The following is a 17,006-nucleotide window of genomic DNA, read 5'->3' as shown; positions in this document are numbered from 1 at the left end:
GAATCATGCGAGGACGACTGACGCTCGCGGCCGGGGTGGGGGCGGCTCTGCTGCTGGTCACGCCTGCCGTACAGGCCGATGACCAGGGGGATCCGCCGCCTGACTCCGGGACGGACACCGCGCTGGTGCAGTCGATCGACGTCCGGCACACGGCCACACCGGCCAGGATCGAGCGCGGTGGGGTCGCGCACTACAAGCTGTCGGTGTCGTCGGGCAGGGGGCTGCCCGCCGACGACGTCGAGGTGAAGATCGACCTCACCGACGTCCAGGACGACCAGGCCAGGTTGTACGCGGTCAAGGCCACCCGCGGCGCGGCCAAGGTGCAGGGGCACGAGCTGATCTGGTCGGACGACCTGCCCGCGGGGGCGACGGCCACCGTCACCTTCGACGTCGCCGTGACCAAGGCCAAGAGCGGCAACGACGTCCTGACCACCAAGGCCAGCGACAACTTCTACGCCTGCGACTCCGCCTGCACGACGAAGGTCGTCATCGAGGACGAGCCACCCAGGCGGCGGCACAGGCACCACCACAGGGGACACCCGCACGAGAAGCCGCCGCTGCGGCCCAGATAGGGGGAAAGCATGCTGAACACGTTGCTGGTCGCGCTCGCGATCGCGGGGACGGCGCCCGCGCCGCCGAACATGATGATCACGCTCAGCCGTACGGGGCTGGACTACTCCATCGCGGTGACCAGCGGGGAGAGGCAGAAGCTGCCCGTCACCATCACGCTGACGGCGCCGGGAGGGTTGAAATACGTGACGGGCAAGCCGCAGGCGCTCGTGGCGGGTTCGACCTTCCTGTGGAACGGCACGCTGCCCGCCAACGGCACGCTGAAGGTGGCGTTCACGGGGGCTGAGGAGGAGCCGCTGGAGGGGGCGACCGTGGCCTGCGTCAGCCGCCAGGGGGAGGATCTGCCGGTGGTGTGCGCGTCGCTGCTGTAGCTAGGCTCTGCGCCGTGAAGATCCTTCTGGTGGGCGCTTCGGGCACGTTGGGTACGGCGGTGCGCGCGGCGCTCGCCGACCGGCACGAGGTGGTGACGGCCTCGCGCCAGGGCGCCGACCTGCCGCTCGACATGACCGATCCCGACTCCGTCGCCGCGATGTACGCCCGGCTCGGGCCGGTCGACGCCGTCGCCTGTACGGCCGGCGCCGTGCCGCTCAGGCCGCTCGCCGAGATGTCGCGGGCCGACCTGGAGGCGGGGATCGGGCACAAGCTGCTGGGCCAGGTGGAGCTGGTCCGCCAGGGCGCCGCGCACGTGGCGCCCGGCGGGTCGTTCACCCTGATCACCAGCGTGCTCTCGCACGACCCGATCCCGGGCAGCACGGCGGCCGCGCTGGTGAGCGGGGCGTTGAAGGCGTTCGTGGTGGCGGCGGCGATCGAGCTGCGGCAGCGCATCAACGCGGTCAGCCCGTCGGTCTTCACCACCACGCTCGCCGGCGGCACCGACCGCTTCCCCGGGGCGCGGGGCGTCGCTCCGGCGGACGTGGCCCGCGCCTACGTCAAGTCGATCGAGGGCGCCCAAACCGGCCGCGTCTACCGCGTCGAAGAGCCTTTCTGACGGGGCCTAAGGTAGCGATCTATGCGCACGGTTCCCCTCCCTCACGCGTTACGGCGGGCTGAAGGCACTCTCCGGCTGGGCTCCGGTTCCACGGTCGGCCCAGGCTCGGAGGTGCTTCTGGAGGAGCTGCGTCAGGTGACCGGGGTGGCTGAGCCGCACATTCGGTTCGTCCTGGGTGATCTGCCTCCGCAGAGCTACGTGCTGGTCGTCGACGATCATGTGACGGTGACCGGTGGGGACGAGGCCGGGCTGTTCTACGGGCTGCAGACGCTCGTGAAGCTCGCCGACGGCCCCGACCTGCCCAGGGTCACCGTCGAGGACGGGCCCCGGGTGGCGACCCGCGGAGTCATGCTCGACCTGGGACGGCGCTACTGGGCCCCGCCGTACCTGCGCAAGCTCGTCAGGCGGCTCGCCTGGCTCGGCTACAACCGCCTCCAACTGCACCTGACCGAGTGGAACGGCTTCCGCGTCCGCCTGCCCGGCTACGAGGACCTCGCCACCGAGCCCGCCTACGCGCCCGAGGAACTGGGCGAGCTGATCGCCTACGCCCGCTCGCTGCACATCGACGTGGTCCCCGAGATCGACCTCCCCGCGCACACCACCACGCTGATCGAGAAGCGCCCGTTCCTGCGCCCCGACGACGAGGTCCTGAACGACGGGTCGCACTGGACGGGCTTCCCGACCCCTTCGTGGACGATGGACATCACCTCGCCGTCCAACCGGCAGTGGATCAAGGACCTGCTGGGGGCGTTCTGCGACGCCTTCGACACCGACGCCGTCCACATCGGGGGCGACGAGTGGCCGACCAAGCCCGGCTACGCGGACGTGATGATCGGTTTCCTGGACGAGCTCGCCGAGGTGGTCAGGAAGCGCGGCAAACAACCCGAGCTGTGGAACTGGTGGGAACAGTACCCCGATCGCACGAAAAATCCGGATCAGCGGAGCAGGATCACCGTCTGGTACGCCACAGAAGAGGACTTCGACGGCTACGACGTGATCCACAGTCCCGGCGACACCCACTACGTCACCCCGCGCACCGCCCCGGGCAACCGCCAGGGCGTCAACTACGTGACGGCCGACCCGCGCTGGCTCTACCAGGAGTGGAACCCCACCGCCGACGCCTACCAGCTGTGCGTCTGGGCCGACTGGGCCGAGGACCAGGACGACGCCTACTTCGACTGGTACGCCTCCCGAGCCCTGGAGACCGCCGCCGACCGCATGTGGGGCGGGCCGCGCCTGGCCGACGTGGACGCTTACCTCGACGTGCTCGACCGCACGCCGTACCTGGGCGTGCGCGGGCGTCCGCACGTGCCGGGCGAGGCCGCTCGGGTGCTGGCCGTACGGTTCCGCGTGCCCGCCGACGACTACGCCGTGGGCGGCAAGTGGCCGGACGCCACGTGGCAGAAGCTGGAGTCCGTACGGACCACCGCCTTCCAGGGCGCGCCGGGCCCCGACGGCCCGTGGACCGACCTGGCGACGGTGGACTGGCTGCCGGTCCCGACGTGGAACGTCCTGCGGGTGGCCAACGAGGGGACATATCGGTATCTGCGCGGCCCCGAGGGCCTCGACTGCGAGTGGTGGGTGGCATGACGTCGCTGGAGCGGTGGCAGGACCGGAAGTTCGGCGTGATCATCCACTGGGGCGCCTACAGCCGCCTCGGCGTCTTCGAGAGCTGGACGTTGTGCCAGGAGGACGAGCCCTGGTGCGCGGCCCCGGAGGAGTGGCGCGACGACCCCGCCGGATATCGCGCCTTCTATGAGGATCTGCCGAGCGGCTTCACCGCGGAGAGCTTCGACCCGAAGGTCTGGGCGGCCGCCTGCGCCGGCGCGGGCATGCGGTACGTGATCTTCACGACGAAGCACCACGACGGTTTCGCCATGTACGACACCGGGCTGTCGTCCTACAAGGTGACGGAGACGCCGCTCGGGCGGGACGTCGCCCGCGAGGTGTTCGACGCGTTCCGCGCCGAGGGGCTCAGCGCGGGGGCGTACTTCTCCAAACCGGACTGGCACCACCCCGACTACTGGGCGCCCGGCCTGCCGACGCCGGACAGGTACGCCAACCACGCCGACCCGGTGCGCTGGGAGCGGTTCAAGCAGTTCACCCACGGGCAGATCGAGGAGCTGCTCACCGGCTATGGTCCGATCGACGTGCTGTGGCTGGACGGCGGCTGGGTGCGCCCGCCCCGCGAGGACCTCGACCTGCCCGCCCTGGCGGCCCGCGCCCGGGAGCTGCAACCCGGCATCCTGGTGGTCGACCGCGACGTCCACGGCCCCCAGGAGGCCTACCGCACCCCCGAACAGCACATCCCCGGCGAGCTCCTGCCCTACCCGTGGGAGTCGTGCGTCACGCTGGGCCCGTACTGGTACACCTTCGGTCCTGGCGAGCCGTACAAGTCGGTGGGTGAGGTGGTGCATCTGCTGTGCCGCGTCGTCGCCCGCGGCGGCAACCTCCTCCTCGGCCTCGGCCCCGACCACACCGGCGCGCTGCCCGCCGAGGTGCTGGACCGCCTGGCCGGAATCGGCGAATGGATGTCCGTGAACGGCGAAGCCCTCTACGGCACGCGCCCCGCCGTTCCCCGGGAAGCAGGCTCCCTGCTCTTCACCCGGCGTGGCGACACCACCTACGCCATCGGCCTCCTGGAGCCCGGCGAACCCCTGCCCGCCCGGATCGAGCTCCCCGCCTCCGATGTCCCGGCATCCGTCCGCCTCCTCGGCGGCGACCTCCTGCCCTGGAAGCTCACCGACGGCACGCTGGCCATCGACCTCCCACCAGGCAAGGCGGCGGCGCACGCCTTCGCCGTGGAGGTGATCGGGACCTAGCTCCCAGCCAACTGCCAGGTACGCTCGGTAATCTCCGTCGGCATGACATGGCAGCGCACACTCAACAAGGCGCTGGTCAGGTATACCGGATACCAACTCACCCGGTCGGAAAAGCCTGACCCGGAGGTCAGACCCCCAGCCGATCCCCGGGCAGACCGTTTGCTCGTGGCGCCGGTGTTCATCCTGTGCCCGGTCCGCTCGGGGTCCACCCTGCTCCGCGCCCTGCTCAACGCCCACCCCGCCCTGCACGCCCCGCACGAGCTCCACGTCCGCCGCCTGACGGTGGGGTTCTCCACGAAGCTCGCGGAACGTGCTATGGACGCGCTCGGCCACAACCAGGCCGATCTTGAGCATCTCCTCTGGGACCGGGTGATGCACCGCGAACTGCTCCGTAGCGGCAAGCCGTACATCGTGGACAAGACCCCCGCGAACGCCTTCGTGTACCAACGCCTCGCCACCTGCTGGCCGGACGCCCGCTTCGTCTTCCTGCTGCGCCACCCCGCCGCGATCGCCGCGTCCTGGCACGAGGCGGGCAACCGTACTCCGGAAGAAGCGGTCACCGACGCGCTCCGTTACATGAAAGCCGTCCAGCGGGCGCGCAAGGACCTCACCGGGCACACCGTCCGTTACGAGGACCTCACCGACGACCCGGAGCGCGAGACCAGGGCGATCTGCGCCTTCCTCGGCCTCGACTGGGACCCGGCGATGCTCGACTACGGCACCCCGGACGTGGTGCTGAAGGGCCTCGGCGACTGGACCGACAAGATCCGGTCCGGCCGCGTCCAGCCGCCCAGAGAACGGCCGGACACCATCCCCGACGCCGTCAAACCGATGTGCCGCGCATGGGGGTACCCGACGTGATCATCCGCTATCTCCTCCTGCACGCCTACGGCATGGGCGGCACCATCAGGACCGTGCTCAACCAGGCGGGCGCGATGGCCGCCCTCGGCCACCAGGTCGAGGTCGTCAGCGTCGTACGGCGCCGCACCCACCCGCACTTCGCCTTCGACCCGCGCCTCACCGTCACCACCCTGGTCGACCAGCGCGGCGGTATGGAACCCGACTCCGTCCCGCGCAAGGTCTGGCGCAGGATGCGCGGCAAGCTGGTCCCGCCCGGCGAGTACGCCTCAGAGTTCTTCACCGAGCGGGTGGAGAGGGCGGTCATCGACTACGTCTCCGGCCTCGACGGCGGCATTCTGGTCACCACCCGGCCCGCGCTCAACCTGATCGCCGCCCGCCGGGGCTCCGACAAGGTCGTACGGCTGGCGCAGGAACACATGAACCTGGGCGCCTACCGCGAACCGGTACGCAGGCAGATCCTCCGGCATTACGGCAAGCTCGACGCGGTCACCGTACTGACCAGGGAGAGCCAGGCCGAGTACCGCGCCCTCCTGCCCGGCACACCGATCGTGCGCATCCCCAACGCGGTGCACACGGTGGATCCGCAACCGTCCGCGCAGGAGCACCCGATCGTGGTGACGGCGGGCAGGCTGGTGCCGCAGAAGGGCTTCGACCTGCTCGTCGAGGCCTTCGGCGCGCTCGCCGCGCGGCACCAGAAGTGGCAACTGCGGATCTTCGGCACCGGCCCGCGACGGGCGGAACTCAAGGCGCAGATCGACGCGCTCGGGCTGGCCGAGCGGGTCAGGCTGATGGGCAGGACGCGGGACATGGAGGACGAGCTGTCCCGCGCCTCGATCTACGTGCTCAGCTCGCGCTTCGAGGGGCAGCCGATGGTGATGATCGAGGCGATGACGCACGCGCTGCCCGTCGTGGCCTTCGACTGCCCGACCGGGCCGGCCGACGTGCTCACCGACGGGGTGACGGGCGTGCTCGTCCCGCCCCAGGACGCGGCCGGGCTGTCCGCGGCGCTGGAGCGGCTGATCGCCGACCGGGACCTGCGGGTGCGGATGGGCGGTGCGGCGGCGACGGCCGCCAGGGTCTACAGCGCCGACGCGGTGATGCCGATCTGGGAGGATCTGTTCGCCGAGCTGCTGGCGGGTGAGCGCATCACGGACAGCTATTGGTCGCACCGCTAGGGTCCACGGTTGTGGATTTCCTGCGCACGACCCGCGCCGCCTACGACACCATCGCCGCCGACTACGCCGCCTGCTTCCAGGAGGAGCTGGCGGGCAAACCCGTGGAGAGAGCCCTGCTCCGGGCGTTCGCCGAGCTGGTCGGTGACGGCCGGGTGGTGGAGGTGGGCTGCGGTCCGGGCAACACGACGGCGTACCTGAACGACCTGGGCGCCGACGCCTTCGGCGTGGACCTGTCGCCGCGCATGGTCGAGGTGGCCCGCGCGGCGCATCCCGGGCTGCGGTTCGAGGTGGGCTCGATGACCGCCCTGGACGTCGAGGACGGCGCGCTGGGTGGTGTGGTGGCCTGGTACTCGATCATCCACATCCCGGACGAGCGGCTGCCCGAGGTGTTCGCCGAGTTCCGCCGGGTGCTCAGGCCGGGCGGGCACGTGCTGCTCTGCTTCCAGACGGGCGACGAGCACGTGGTCCGTACGGAGGCGTTCGGGCACGCGATCACGCTCGAGTACTACTGGCGCAGGCCGGAGCGGGTGGTGGAGATGCTGGGCCAGGCGGGGCTCACCCTGCGGTCGCAAACCGTGCGAGAGCCTGACGAAGGGGTGGAAAAGGTTCCGCGGGCCTACCTGTTCGCCTGCTAGAATCACGATCAACGTTGAGCCGCTACCCGATCGCCGGGTAGCGGCTTTTGTGTTTTCTGAGGAGGAACATGTCCATCCCCCAGCAGATCGCCCGCACCCGCCGTTTCACCCTTGGCGTCCCCGGCTCGATCACCCTGTCGCCGGACGGCCGCACGGCCTTCTTCCTGCGCACCAAGGCCGGAGACGACCCCGTTTCGTGCCTGTGGTCCATGGACGTGGAAACCGGTGAGGAGCGGCTGCTGGCCGACCCGCGCGTCCTGCTGGCCGGTGCCGACGAGGAGGTGACGCCCGAGGAGCGCATCAGGCGGGAACGCTCGCGCGAGCTGGCGTCCGGCATCGTCGCCTACGCGGCCGACGACGCCTGCGAAGTGCTGGCGTTCGCGCTGTCCGGCGAGCTGTGGACCGTACGTGACGGGCTGATCCCCACACCCGGCAAGGTAGCCGATCCCCGGCCGAACCCCTCGGGAACGCACATCGCGTACGTCAGCGACGGCGCCCTGTGCGTGACCGGCCTCGGCGTCCTGGTCGCCCCCGACGGCGACGAGGTCGTGTACGGCCTGCCGGGGCACGTCGCGACCGAGTCCATGGGCAGGAGCAGGGGCTACTGGTGGTCGCCCGACGGCACCCGGCTGCTCGTCACCAGGGTCGACACCTCTCCGGTGCAGCGCTGGTGGGTGTCCGACCCGTCCGACCCGGCGCGGGAACCGGTCTCCGTCCCCTATCCCGTGGTCGGCACCGCCAACGCCGACGAGAGCCTGTGGATCGTCGGCCTCGACGGATCCCGCACCCGCGTGGACACCGGCGACACGGAGTACCTGACGGCGGCCGGATGGGACGCGCACGGTCCGTACGCCGCCGTACAGACCCGTGACCAGCGGCTCGTCCAGACCCTGGCCATCGACCCGGAGACCGGCAAGACGCAGGTCCTGGCCGAGCAGCGCGACGACGCCTGGGTGACCCTCGTGCCAGGACTGCCCGCGCGCACCGCGTCCGGCGCCCTGGTGGGCACCGCAGACCTGGACGACACCCGGCACCTCACGATCGACGGACGCGCGGTGACCGCGCCGGGCCTGCACGTGTCGTCCGTCCTCCGGGTGGACGGCGAGACCGTCCTGTTCACCGCGTCCGACGACGGCCTCTGGGCCTACGACGGCGACCTGACCAGGGCCGAGCGGGTGACGGTCACCTCCCGCGCCGAGGCCCCCGAGCTGGAGCTCAGGCGCGAGCTGCTCACCCTCGGACCGCGCGGGCTGCGCGCCGCGCTGTTCCTTCCGTCGTGGCACCGCGAGGGCAAGCTTCCCGTCCTCATGGACCCGTACGGCGGGCCTGCCGTACGCAAGGTGCGGGAGACGCCCGGATGGGTCGACTACATGTCCCAGTGGTTCGCCGAGCAGGGCTTCGCCGTCCTCGTCGTGGACGGCAGGGGCACACCGGACCGCGGCCCGGCCTGGGAGCGCGCCATCCACCTGGACATCGCCTCGCCCGTACTGGAGGACCAGGTGGACGGACTGCACGCGGCAGCCGAGCTGCACCCCGAGCTCGACCTGAGCCGCGTGGCCATCAGGGGCTGGTCGTTCGGCGGGTTCCTGGCCACGCTGGCCGTCCTGCGCAGGCCGGACGTCTTCCACGCGGCGATCGCCGGAGCGCCGGTCACCGACCAGCGCCTCTACGACACCCACTGGCGCGAGCGGCACCTCGGCCACCCGGACGAGCACCCGGAGGCCTACGACCGCTGCTCGCCGATCCTGGAGGCGGCCAACCTGACCAGGCCGCTGCTGCTGATCCACGGGCTGTCCGACGACAACGTGGTCCCCGCGCACACCCTGCGCCTCTCGGCCGCGCTGCTGGAGGCGGGCCGTCCGCACGAGGTGCTGCCCCTGACGCGCTCCACCCACCAGGTGATGACCGAGAACATGCTCCTTCACCAGCTGGACTTCCTGCGGCGAACGGTTTTGTCGGTGGGATGAAGTAACTTTCCGATCATGCAACGCAGCATCGTGCGCGTCGTTCCCCCCGTCGCCCCGCGCAAGCTGGCCAAGGTCCCCTTCGTCGAGCTGGCCGACGGCCGCCTCCAGGGGGTCGTGTCCAGCGGGTCGGACATCGAGCGCGTCTACGTCTCCTCGATCGCCGCGGGCAGCCACGGCTTCAACTGCAGCACGAACAACAACCGGCCCTGCGGCGGGCTGCGCGGCGCGCCGTGCAAGCACCTGCGGCTGCTGGCCGACGAGGCCGTGCTGCAGTACGGCTTCGACCGGGTCGCCCGCTACCTGCACATCGAGGGTGACGACGTGATCGACGGCCTGCGCGGCAGTCACGAGCCCACCCCGGCCGCCGTCGTCTTCAGCCGCTTCCTGCGCCACCTGTCCTATCTCGAACTGCCCGCCACGACCACCCCCCTCACCGAAATGCACTGGTTCCGATGAACGATCTCCCCGAGGGGGTCGAAGCCGCGCTCGAGCTGATCGACGGCTTCGACGACGTCCTCGTCCACGGCTTCGCCAGGATCGGCGAGGAGCGCGCCGCGTCCCTCGCCGCGCTGGCCGCCGCGCTCGCGTCCACCCCGCTCGGCGACGGTGTGCGCGAGGCGGTGGAGAAGGTCATCGCCGGTTCGATCACCGACGAGCACCTGACGACCCTGGCGGGCGCACGCACCGCCCTGCTCGGAGCCGTCCACGACGCGCTGCTGGGCACGCTCGAACGTCGCCGTCTCTCCTGGGACGGCGAGGTCGGCGCCCGGCGGCACCGGCACCAGCAGTGGCTCACCGAGGTGGCCATCACCGGGTGGCGCGGCGTGAGCCACGACCTGGTGTCCGCCGCCGACCACCCCATCGAGGCGCTGCTCGCCGATCCGGCCACGCGCGGGCAGGCCGTGCTCCTCGACGGGCTGGCCGCCGAGCTGCGCGCGTCCAGCCCGGTCGCGACCATGGACGAGGTGCCCGCCAGGCGGTGGGCCGACCTGTGGGCGCGGGCGATGCTCTCCTACGAGGCGGAGATCCCGCGGGAGGCGGTGTCCGGGCGGCTGCTGATCCTCGGCGTCGACGTGCTCGAGCACGGCACCGCCGTACAACTGCAGGTGCACGGGGTGCTGGAGGGCGCAGAGCCGCGGCTGGTGCGGGCGAGCGTGACCGTCGGGAAGGTGGACACGATCGTCGGGCCCGCCGTCTGGCGGCTGTTCGCCGACTATCCGATCCTGCTCGCCGCCATCGGGCAGCAACGCAGCCTCGACGTCCGCGACCTGGAGCTGCTCGCCACCGGTGACCTGGTGTGGCGCGAGGGGGCGGCGACGCTGGGCGAGCCCGCCGACCCGTTCGCCACCGCCAGGATCCACCTCGGCCAGGCGCTCGCCCCCGCGGTCGCGCCGCTCGACAGGCATCCGGTGCGCATCTCCGAACCGGTCCTTCTCGAGGGCGATCACGGGCTGGAGTTCGCCGAGCCGTCCGGCAGCGGGCCGCTGACCTCGGCGATCCTCAAGTCGGCCACCGCGTGCATCGGGCTGCTGCGCTGGGACGGGCGGTGGGTGGTGCAACCGCTCGCCGCGCAGTCCAAGAAGAAGACCGTGCACAACGGTGACCTGGCGCTCAACGAGAAGGGCGGCGATGTCGTCGTGCTGCTGAAAGAGCGGGCGGGACGGTTGTTGCGCCGATGACCTCCACAGAGGCTCGAAGGCAGGTCCTCTACTGGCGGATGCTGGCCAGGATGTTCGATCCTGAGGAGCAGGCCGCGCTGGAGACGGCCAGCGTCGCCGTCGTCGAGGACCTCGGCCTGCCCACCGCGCTGCTCGACCCCGCCGTCTCCGTCGACACCATCGTCCAGCGCTTCCCCGAGCTGGCCGACAAGCTGCGCGACCTCGACGGCGACGAGGTCAGCAACGCGGCCCTGGTCTCCAAGCTGCTGCTCAACGTCTTCTGCACCGGCTCGGGCAACGTCACGGCCGGTCAGCTCGCCGGGTGGCAGAAGGACTCAGGCTGGCTGCGCCAGGCGGTCGACATGGATCAGAGCCAGCTCGCCCAGATCGAGGGCGACCTGGTCAACCGCATGCGGCTGCGTGAGGTGCTCGCCGACCCCACGCTGGCCAAGCAGCTCACCCCGAGCATGTCGCTCATCGAGCAGCTGCTGCGCGACAAGTCCAACCTGTCCGGCGTCGCGCTGGCCAACGCCAAGGCGCTCATCCGCCGGTTCGTCGACCAGGTGGCCGAGGTGCTGCGCACCCAGGTGGAGAAGACCAGCGCCGGCGTCATCGACCGGTCTGTGCCGCCGAAGCGGGTGTTCCGCAACCTCGACCTCGACCGGACGATCTGGAAAAACCTCACCAACTGGAGCCCCGACGAGGAGAAGCTCTACGTCGACCGGCTCTTCTACCGGCAGACGGCCAGGCGCACCACTCCCGCGCGGCTGATCGTGGTGGTCGACCAGTCGGGGTCGATGCTCGACTCGATGGTCAACTGCACGATCCTGGCGTCGATCTTCGCCGGGCTGCCCAAGGTCGACGTGCACCTCATCGCCTACGACACCAGGGCGATCGACCTGACGCCGTGGGTGCACGACCCGTTCGAGGTGCTGCTGCGTACCAACCTGGGCGGTGGCAACGACGGGCCGGTCGCGATGGCCATGGCCCAGCCGAAGATCGCCGACCCGCGCAACACCGTGATGGTGTGGATCTCCGACTTCTACGAGTTCGACCGGTCACAGCCCCTGCTCGACGGCATCACCTCGGTGCACAGGTCGGGCGTGCGCTTCATCCCGGTCGGCTCGGTCAACAGCTCGGGCAGCCAGATCGTCAACCCCTGGTTCCGCCAGCGTTTCAAGGACCTGGGCACCCCCGTCATCTCCGGCCATATCCGCAAGCTCGTCTTCGAGCTCAAGAACTTCCTCACCTAGGAGACGCTGTGCTTCGCGCCCCCGCCGAAACCAAGTACGCCGACGAGCTCGACTACCTGGAGTCGATCGACACCGGCCCCAAGCCCTTTTCGTGGCGGCTCAGCCCCCGCATGGTCCGCATCTTCGTGCTCGGCTCCGAGCGCGCCGACGGGCTCGATCGCGAGATCCCGCAGAAGTGGTTCGGAGACCGCAGCTTCGTCGAGCGCAGCATCGTCACGCTGGCCTCCGACCGCGGCCTGCTGCTGATCGGCGACCCGGGCACCGGCAAGAGCTGGCTCGCCGAGCTCCTGGCCGCCGCGATCAGCCGCAACTCGACCCTGGTCGTGCAGGGTACGGCAGGCACGACGGAAGACCACATCAAATACTCGTGGAACGTCTCGATGGTCATCGCCAAGGGCCAGTCGCGCCAGTCGATGATCCCCTCGCCCATCATGACCGCGATGGAGCAGGGCGTGATCGGCCGCTTCGAGGAGCTGACCAGGTCCACGAGCGACGTGCAGGATGCGCTGATCTCGATCCTGTCGGAGAAGTACGTCTCCATCCCCGAGCTCGACGACGACAACATCGTCTTCGCCCAGCCGGGCTTCTCGATCATCGCCACGGCCAACAGCCGCGACAGGGGCGTCAACGACCTGTCGTCGGCGTTGAAGCGGCGGTTCAACTTCGTCCGCATCCCGGTGGTGACGAACAAGAAGAGCGAGGCGGAGATCGTCCGGTTCCGCACCGAGGAGCTGCTGCGCAGGCACCAGATCGAGCTCGACCTGCCGCCGACGCTGCTCGACATCCTGCTGCAGAGCTTCGCCGACCTGCGCGCTGCGGCCGACTCGGCTACCAGCGACGACGAGAAGCTGGAGTCCGCGCTGTCGACGGCCGAGCAGATCGGCGTGCTGGAGGACGCGATCCTGCACAGCCAGTTCTTCGGCGACCGCACGCTCAGGGCGGGCACGCTGGCCGGGTCGCTGGTCGGCTCGCTGGCCAGGCGCAGCCCTGAGGACCTCGCGATCCTCAACAAGTACTGGCACGGGGTCATCGAGCCGCGCAGCAAGAAGGACGGCGGGGAGTGGACCGACTTCCTCGAGGGCGGCCGCCAGGCGATCTCCACCCTGTCATGACGACAACCACGTTCGCTCCCCTTCGCGAGCAGCTGGCGAGCGCGGCGCAGGCGTTCTCGGAAGACGAGATCCTGCCCGGCCTGGTCGACGACGTCGAGCGCGCGCTCGCCCACGAGCTGGAGATCTTCCCGGTCTGCCACCACTCGCCGGCCTCCGCGCTGGCCATGGCGCGGCGGCTGGCCGAGAAGCAGCCCAAGGTCATCTACCTGGAGCTGTGTGAAGACCTCCAGCCGCTGCTGACCGAGCTGCGCAACTGCAAGCTGCCCGTCGCGCTGCAGGCCTTCGCCACCGAGCTGGACGGTTTCCCGAACGACTGGGCGCCGCTCAGCGTCATCGCGCCCATCACCGAGTCGTCGGCCGAATACCAGGCGATCGCCTACGCGCTCGAGACGCCCGGCGTGGAGCTGGTGCTGGTCGACCGGTCGACCGACCACGTCTTCCAGTGGATGCCCGACGCGAAGAAGGAGGTCGGGGTCGAGATCGGCGACCTGCGGCCGCGCTTCGCCGAGCTGGAGGAGCACCTGCTCCACCACGGCAAGGTCAGGCACTGGTCGGAGTGGTGGGACCAGTACGTCGAGCAGCCGCTGGCCGACGCGGACTACGACACCTACCGGCAGGTCATGGTGCTCGTCGGCAGCCTCTTCCGCCGCCTCGGACCTTCGGACAACACCGAGAACGAAGAGCGCGAACGCTACATGTGGACGCGGATGCGTCAGCATCTTGCCAGTGCCGACGTTTCGGTAAAGGACTGCCTTTACGTCTGCGGGGCCTTCCACGCCTCCAGCCCGGTGACCGAGGAGCCCTACGAGATCTCCCCGCGGTCCGCGACGAAGTGGCTCTACGGGCTCATCCCGTCCAGCCATGCGGCGATAGAGGAGCAGTTCGGCCTGGCCTCTGGCTCGGTGTCGATCGCGGCGGCCACCTGGGCCAAGGCGCTCAAACGCGGCGGCGTGCAGCCGTACTCGCTCAAGGGCCAGAAGCGTCGCGCGAAGCCGGTGGTCGCGGCCCTTCCGGTCACCGACAAGCTCTCCGGATTTCTGTCCAGGCCGCCGACGCTCGACGCGCTCGACGAGGCGGAGCTGCTCGGGTGGAGCGTCGACATCGTCAGGTTGGCCAGGCGCAACGGCTATCTCGCCAGCACCGCCGACGCCATCGCGGTGTTCGAGACGTCGATCCTGCTCGCCGGGCTGCGCAACCGGGCCAGGCCCACGCCGTACGACTTCCAGGACGCGGCGGTCACCTGCATCGAGAAGGAGGTCGTGCCGGGCAGGCGCGACGTGCGCCGGTTGTGCGAGATCCTGCTCGGCGGCGACCGGGTCGGCGAGGTCGGCTACGCGGCGCTGCCGCCGCTGGCGCAGAACGTCTACGACCGGCTCAAACCGCTCGGCCTCGACCTGGAGAAGCGCACGATCCAGCGGGCGCTCATGGACCTCGACGCCTCACCCGAGCTGCGGCCGTGCTCGCAGGTGTTGTGGATGTTGCGCTACCTGCTGCCGGACGACGCCGTCCGGCCGATCATGGGGTCGCGGCGGCTGGGGGAGCGGTCGATCCAGGAGAGCTGGGACCTCGCGATCGGGCGGCACCAGCGCTCGATCATCGAACTCGGCTACGAGGGCGTGACCGTCGAGCAGGTGCTGGAGCAGCGGCTGCGCCGTGCGGTCTGGGACCAGCAGGCCACGGCTGCGGTCGCGCTGGGGGCGGTCGAGGACTCGATCCTGTTCCTGGGCAGCCGGAGGTTCACCGACGAGCTCGGGGCGCGGGCGGTCGCTCTGCTGTCCGCTGAGCGGACCGTGGACGACGCGCCCGACGTGCTGCGGCGCATCAGGCGGCTGCTCGCGCACTACCGGGCGGTGGACGGCGCGCTGCCCGCGTGGTGCGAGAGCTTCGTGACCGAGGGTTACGCGCACTACTGCACCCTGCTGCCGACGGCGTTCGTGGAGGAGGAGACCGGGGCGCGGCAGGTGGCGGCGATGCTCGGGTTCCTGTTCACGATGGAGAGCCTGGCGCTGTCGCTCGGGTGCGACCGGGCGCAGCTCGAACTGGCGGTACGGCAGTCGCATCCCGAGGCTCCGGCCAAGGTGGCGCTGGTGTGGGCGGCGCGGCATCACCTCGGGCTGCTGCCGCTGGCGTCGTTGCGCGCGCAGTGTGACGATCTGCTGGCCAACCCGCTGGTGGTGCCGTCGTTCCCGGTCTACATCGGCGGGTTCGTGCAGGCGCTGGAGCCGGTGCCCACGCTGGCGCCGTTCGTGGTGGAGGTCCTTTCCAAGGCGTTCGGACGGTTGCCCGACTCGGTGCTGCTGCCGTGGTTGCCGAAGCTGATCGCCACGTTGCGTGAGCAGGCGCCGGAGCTGGTGCCGGTGCTCACGCGTGAGGCGGGCCGTACCTTTCCTGGGTCGCTGGCCGGGGTGGACGCGTTCGTGCCGCCATGGGAGGTGTCGCGGGCTGCCGCTCCGGTCGCGCCTGTGCGGGCTGGGCCGGTGGCGGAGTTGCTCGGCGGGCACCGTACGCCGGTCGACGCCGTGGCTGCGCTGCTCGGCCTGCACGGAGAGTGGGGTGCTTCTGATCCTGTGGCCGGGTTGCTTGACCGACATGGTGCGACATCGGCGGCGATTGCCGGGCTACTGGTCAAATCTCGTTAAATGCCCCCTTGCCGCAGGTGGCAGGGGGTAAGCGACCATCGTGGAGCCGCTGAACGAGCACGAGCGAGCAGAACTGGAGCGGCTCAGGTCGCAGGTCGGCAGCAGGCGGGGGCGCTGGCGCGCCGTGGTCTCGTCGATCCTCGTCGTGCTCGGCAGCGTTCTGGTGTTGCTGTCGGTGGTCGGGGTGTGGGCGAGCAATGAGATCTCCGACACCGAGCGCTATGTGGAGAACGTCACGCCGCTGGCGAGCGACCCTTCCGTGCAGAACGCGGTGGCGAACCGAGCCACCACCGAGATCATGAAATATCTCGATGTTCCCGGCGTTGTGGACCAGATCGCGGGGGCGCTCAACCTGCCGCCCAGGCTCAACACCGCGCTGGACGGCCTGGCCGCGCCGCTCGCCTCTGGGGTCTCGACCTTTGTCCACAACGCTGTGGACAAGGTTGTGACCAGCGACGCGTTCACCACGTTCTGGGTCAATGCCAACAAGGTCGCGCACACCCAGCTCGACGCGATCCTGTCCGGCGAGGGGAGCGCGACGGTCAAGGTGTCCGGCGACACCGTGAGCATCGACCTCGGGCCGCTGATCGACCGGGTCAAGCAGGAGCTGGTGTCGTCCGGGCTGACCATCGCGGGCAGCATTCCCCAGGTCCATCCCACGTTCGAGCTGTTCCAGACCGACGACCTGTATCGCTACCAGACCCTCTACCAGTGGCTGAACACGCTGCGCTGGGCGCTGCCCGTGCTGGCTCTCGTCCTGCTGGCGGCGGGTGTCTATGTCGCGCGGAACCATCGCAGGGCGCTGGTCGGCGCCGGGCTCGGCGTCGCGCTCGCCATGCTCGTGCTGGCGGCGGCGCTGGCCGTCACCAGGGCCGGGTACCTCAACGCGGTGTCGGCGCGCGGGCTCGATCGGGCGGCTGCGGCGAGCGTCTTCGACACGCTGGTGCGCTTCCTCAAGGGCGGCGTGCGCATGTTGCTGGTCCTGGGGCTGGTGGTCGCGGTCGGCGCGTTCCTGACGGGGCCTTCGGCGACGGCGGTGACCTTGCGCGACGGGTGCGCTCGTGGAATCGGCAAGATCAAGGGTGACCTGGACCTGCCGTGGGTGCGGCGCTATCGGCGGGTCATCCAGATCGGACTGGTGGCGGTGGCTGCCCTGGTCTTCGTGTTCTGGGACCACCCGACGGGGATGGTCGTGTTGTGGATAGCGCTGGGGCTTTTGGCGGCGCTTGCCGTAGTCGAGTACTTGGGCCGGGAGCCTGTGCACAACCTTGAACCCTCCAAGACCTAGCTGCGGGGACATGTCGGGAAGGGTGGTTTTGGTACTTC

General features: G+C 70.1%; 15 protein-coding genes. All 15 read left to right on the top strand.

Translation table 11 applies throughout. The annotated features are described in order from the left end of the window. The first annotated feature begins 5 nt into the window (after positions 1 to 5). Positions 6 to 572, top strand: coding sequence for a hypothetical protein (locus ACIBG8_RS45005; protein ID WP_397349415.1), 567 nt, complete (start codon positions 6 to 8; stop codon positions 570 to 572). Positions 573 to 581: 9 nt separating this feature from the next. Then, the gene (locus ACIBG8_RS45000; RefSeq protein ID WP_397349414.1) at positions 582 to 941 is read left to right on the top strand and encodes a hypothetical protein; all 360 of its coding nucleotides are present in this window, start codon (positions 582 to 584) and stop codon (positions 939 to 941) included. A 14-nt stretch (positions 942 to 955) separates the two neighbouring features. Then, positions 956 to 1,558, top strand: coding sequence for a short chain dehydrogenase (locus ACIBG8_RS44995; RefSeq protein ID WP_397349413.1), 603 nt, complete (start codon positions 956 to 958; stop codon positions 1,556 to 1,558). A 21-nt stretch (positions 1,559 to 1,579) separates the two neighbouring features. Continuing rightward, complete coding sequence (locus ACIBG8_RS44990; RefSeq protein ID WP_397349412.1) at positions 1,580 to 3,148, top strand: family 20 glycosylhydrolase; 1,569 nt, start codon at positions 1,580 to 1,582, stop codon at positions 3,146 to 3,148. Beyond that, on the top strand, positions 3,145 to 4,380 hold the full coding sequence (locus tag ACIBG8_RS44985; protein WP_397349411.1) for an alpha-L-fucosidase: 1,236 nt from the start codon (positions 3,145 to 3,147) through the stop codon (positions 4,378 to 4,380). The genes ACIBG8_RS44990 and ACIBG8_RS44985 overlap by 4 nt, the downstream gene beginning before the upstream one ends. Positions 4,381 to 4,545: 165 nt before the next feature. Continuing rightward, positions 4,546 to 5,241, top strand: a complete 696-nt coding sequence (locus tag ACIBG8_RS44980) for a sulfotransferase family protein (protein WP_397349410.1) — start codon at positions 4,546 to 4,548, stop codon at positions 5,239 to 5,241. Continuing rightward, the gene (locus ACIBG8_RS44975) at positions 5,223 to 6,416 is read left to right on the top strand and encodes a glycosyltransferase family 4 protein (protein WP_397349409.1); all 1,194 of its coding nucleotides are present in this window, start codon (positions 5,223 to 5,225) and stop codon (positions 6,414 to 6,416) included. The genes ACIBG8_RS44980 and ACIBG8_RS44975 overlap by 19 nt, the downstream gene beginning before the upstream one ends. An 11-nt stretch (positions 6,417 to 6,427) precedes the next feature. Continuing rightward, positions 6,428 to 7,051: a class I SAM-dependent DNA methyltransferase gene (locus ACIBG8_RS44970; RefSeq protein WP_397349408.1), complete on the top strand. Its 624-nt coding sequence runs from the start codon at positions 6,428 to 6,430 to the stop codon at positions 7,049 to 7,051. 68 nt (positions 7,052 to 7,119) lie between these two features. Next, positions 7,120 to 9,018 carry a prolyl oligopeptidase family serine peptidase gene (locus ACIBG8_RS44965; RefSeq protein ID WP_397349407.1) on the top strand — a complete coding sequence of 633 codons (1,899 nt, stop codon included), beginning with the start codon at positions 7,120 to 7,122 and terminating at the stop codon, positions 9,016 to 9,018. A 15-nt stretch (positions 9,019 to 9,033) separates the two neighbouring features. After that, positions 9,034 to 9,474, top strand: a complete 441-nt coding sequence (locus ACIBG8_RS44960; RefSeq protein ID WP_397349406.1) for a hypothetical protein — start codon at positions 9,034 to 9,036, stop codon at positions 9,472 to 9,474. Further along, complete coding sequence (locus ACIBG8_RS44955; protein WP_397349405.1) at positions 9,471 to 10,697, top strand: hypothetical protein; 1,227 nt, start codon at positions 9,471 to 9,473, stop codon at positions 10,695 to 10,697. Before ACIBG8_RS44960 ends, ACIBG8_RS44955 begins: the two co-directional genes overlap by 4 nt. Beyond that, entirely contained in the window at positions 10,694 to 11,929 is a 1,236-nt protein-coding gene (locus ACIBG8_RS44950; protein ID WP_397349404.1) for a VWA domain-containing protein, read from the top strand. Before ACIBG8_RS44955 ends, ACIBG8_RS44950 begins: the two co-directional genes overlap by 4 nt. Before the next feature lie 8 nt (positions 11,930 to 11,937). Continuing rightward, complete coding sequence (locus ACIBG8_RS44945) at positions 11,938 to 13,041, top strand: AAA family ATPase (protein ID WP_397349403.1); 1,104 nt, start codon at positions 11,938 to 11,940, stop codon at positions 13,039 to 13,041. Further along, positions 13,038 to 15,680: a DUF5682 family protein gene (locus ACIBG8_RS44940; protein WP_397349402.1), complete on the top strand. Its 2,643-nt coding sequence runs from the start codon at positions 13,038 to 13,040 to the stop codon at positions 15,678 to 15,680. Before ACIBG8_RS44945 ends, ACIBG8_RS44940 begins: the two co-directional genes overlap by 4 nt. A 40-nt stretch (positions 15,681 to 15,720) precedes the next feature. Further along, the gene (locus ACIBG8_RS44935) at positions 15,721 to 16,968 is read left to right on the top strand and encodes a hypothetical protein (RefSeq protein ID WP_397349401.1); all 1,248 of its coding nucleotides are present in this window, start codon (positions 15,721 to 15,723) and stop codon (positions 16,966 to 16,968) included. The last annotated feature ends 38 nt before the right edge of the window (positions 16,969 to 17,006 follow it).

Origin of the sequence: Nonomuraea sp. NPDC050556 (assembly GCF_044457355.1) — a bacterium.
Classification (GTDB): Bacteria; Actinomycetota; Actinomycetes; order Streptosporangiales; family Streptosporangiaceae; genus Nonomuraea.
The sequence above is the reverse complement of the archived record's forward strand: the minus strand, read 5'-3'. Positions and strand labels throughout refer to the sequence as shown.

Coding starts and splice junctions, on each gene's coding strand:
- ACIBG8_RS44960 (WP_397349406.1), top strand. CDS start 9,034: ATGCAACGCAGCATCGTGCGCGTCGTTCCCCCCGTCGCCCCGCGCAAG.
- ACIBG8_RS44965 (WP_397349407.1), top strand. CDS start 7,120: ATGTCCATCCCCCAGCAGATCGCCCGCACCCGCCGTTTCACCCTTGGC.
- ACIBG8_RS44950 (WP_397349404.1), top strand. CDS start 10,694: ATGACCTCCACAGAGGCTCGAAGGCAGGTCCTCTACTGGCGGATGCTG.
- ACIBG8_RS44990 (WP_397349412.1), top strand. CDS start 1,580: ATGCGCACGGTTCCCCTCCCTCACGCGTTACGGCGGGCTGAAGGCACT.
- ACIBG8_RS45000 (WP_397349414.1), top strand. CDS start 582: ATGCTGAACACGTTGCTGGTCGCGCTCGCGATCGCGGGGACGGCGCCC.
- ACIBG8_RS44975 (WP_397349409.1), top strand. CDS start 5,223: ATGGGGGTACCCGACGTGATCATCCGCTATCTCCTCCTGCACGCCTAC.
- ACIBG8_RS44985 (WP_397349411.1), top strand. CDS start 3,145: ATGACGTCGCTGGAGCGGTGGCAGGACCGGAAGTTCGGCGTGATCATC.
- ACIBG8_RS45005 (WP_397349415.1), top strand. CDS start 6: ATGCGAGGACGACTGACGCTCGCGGCCGGGGTGGGGGCGGCTCTGCTG.
- ACIBG8_RS44940 (WP_397349402.1), top strand. CDS start 13,038: ATGACGACAACCACGTTCGCTCCCCTTCGCGAGCAGCTGGCGAGCGCG.
- ACIBG8_RS44955 (WP_397349405.1), top strand. CDS start 9,471: ATGAACGATCTCCCCGAGGGGGTCGAAGCCGCGCTCGAGCTGATCGAC.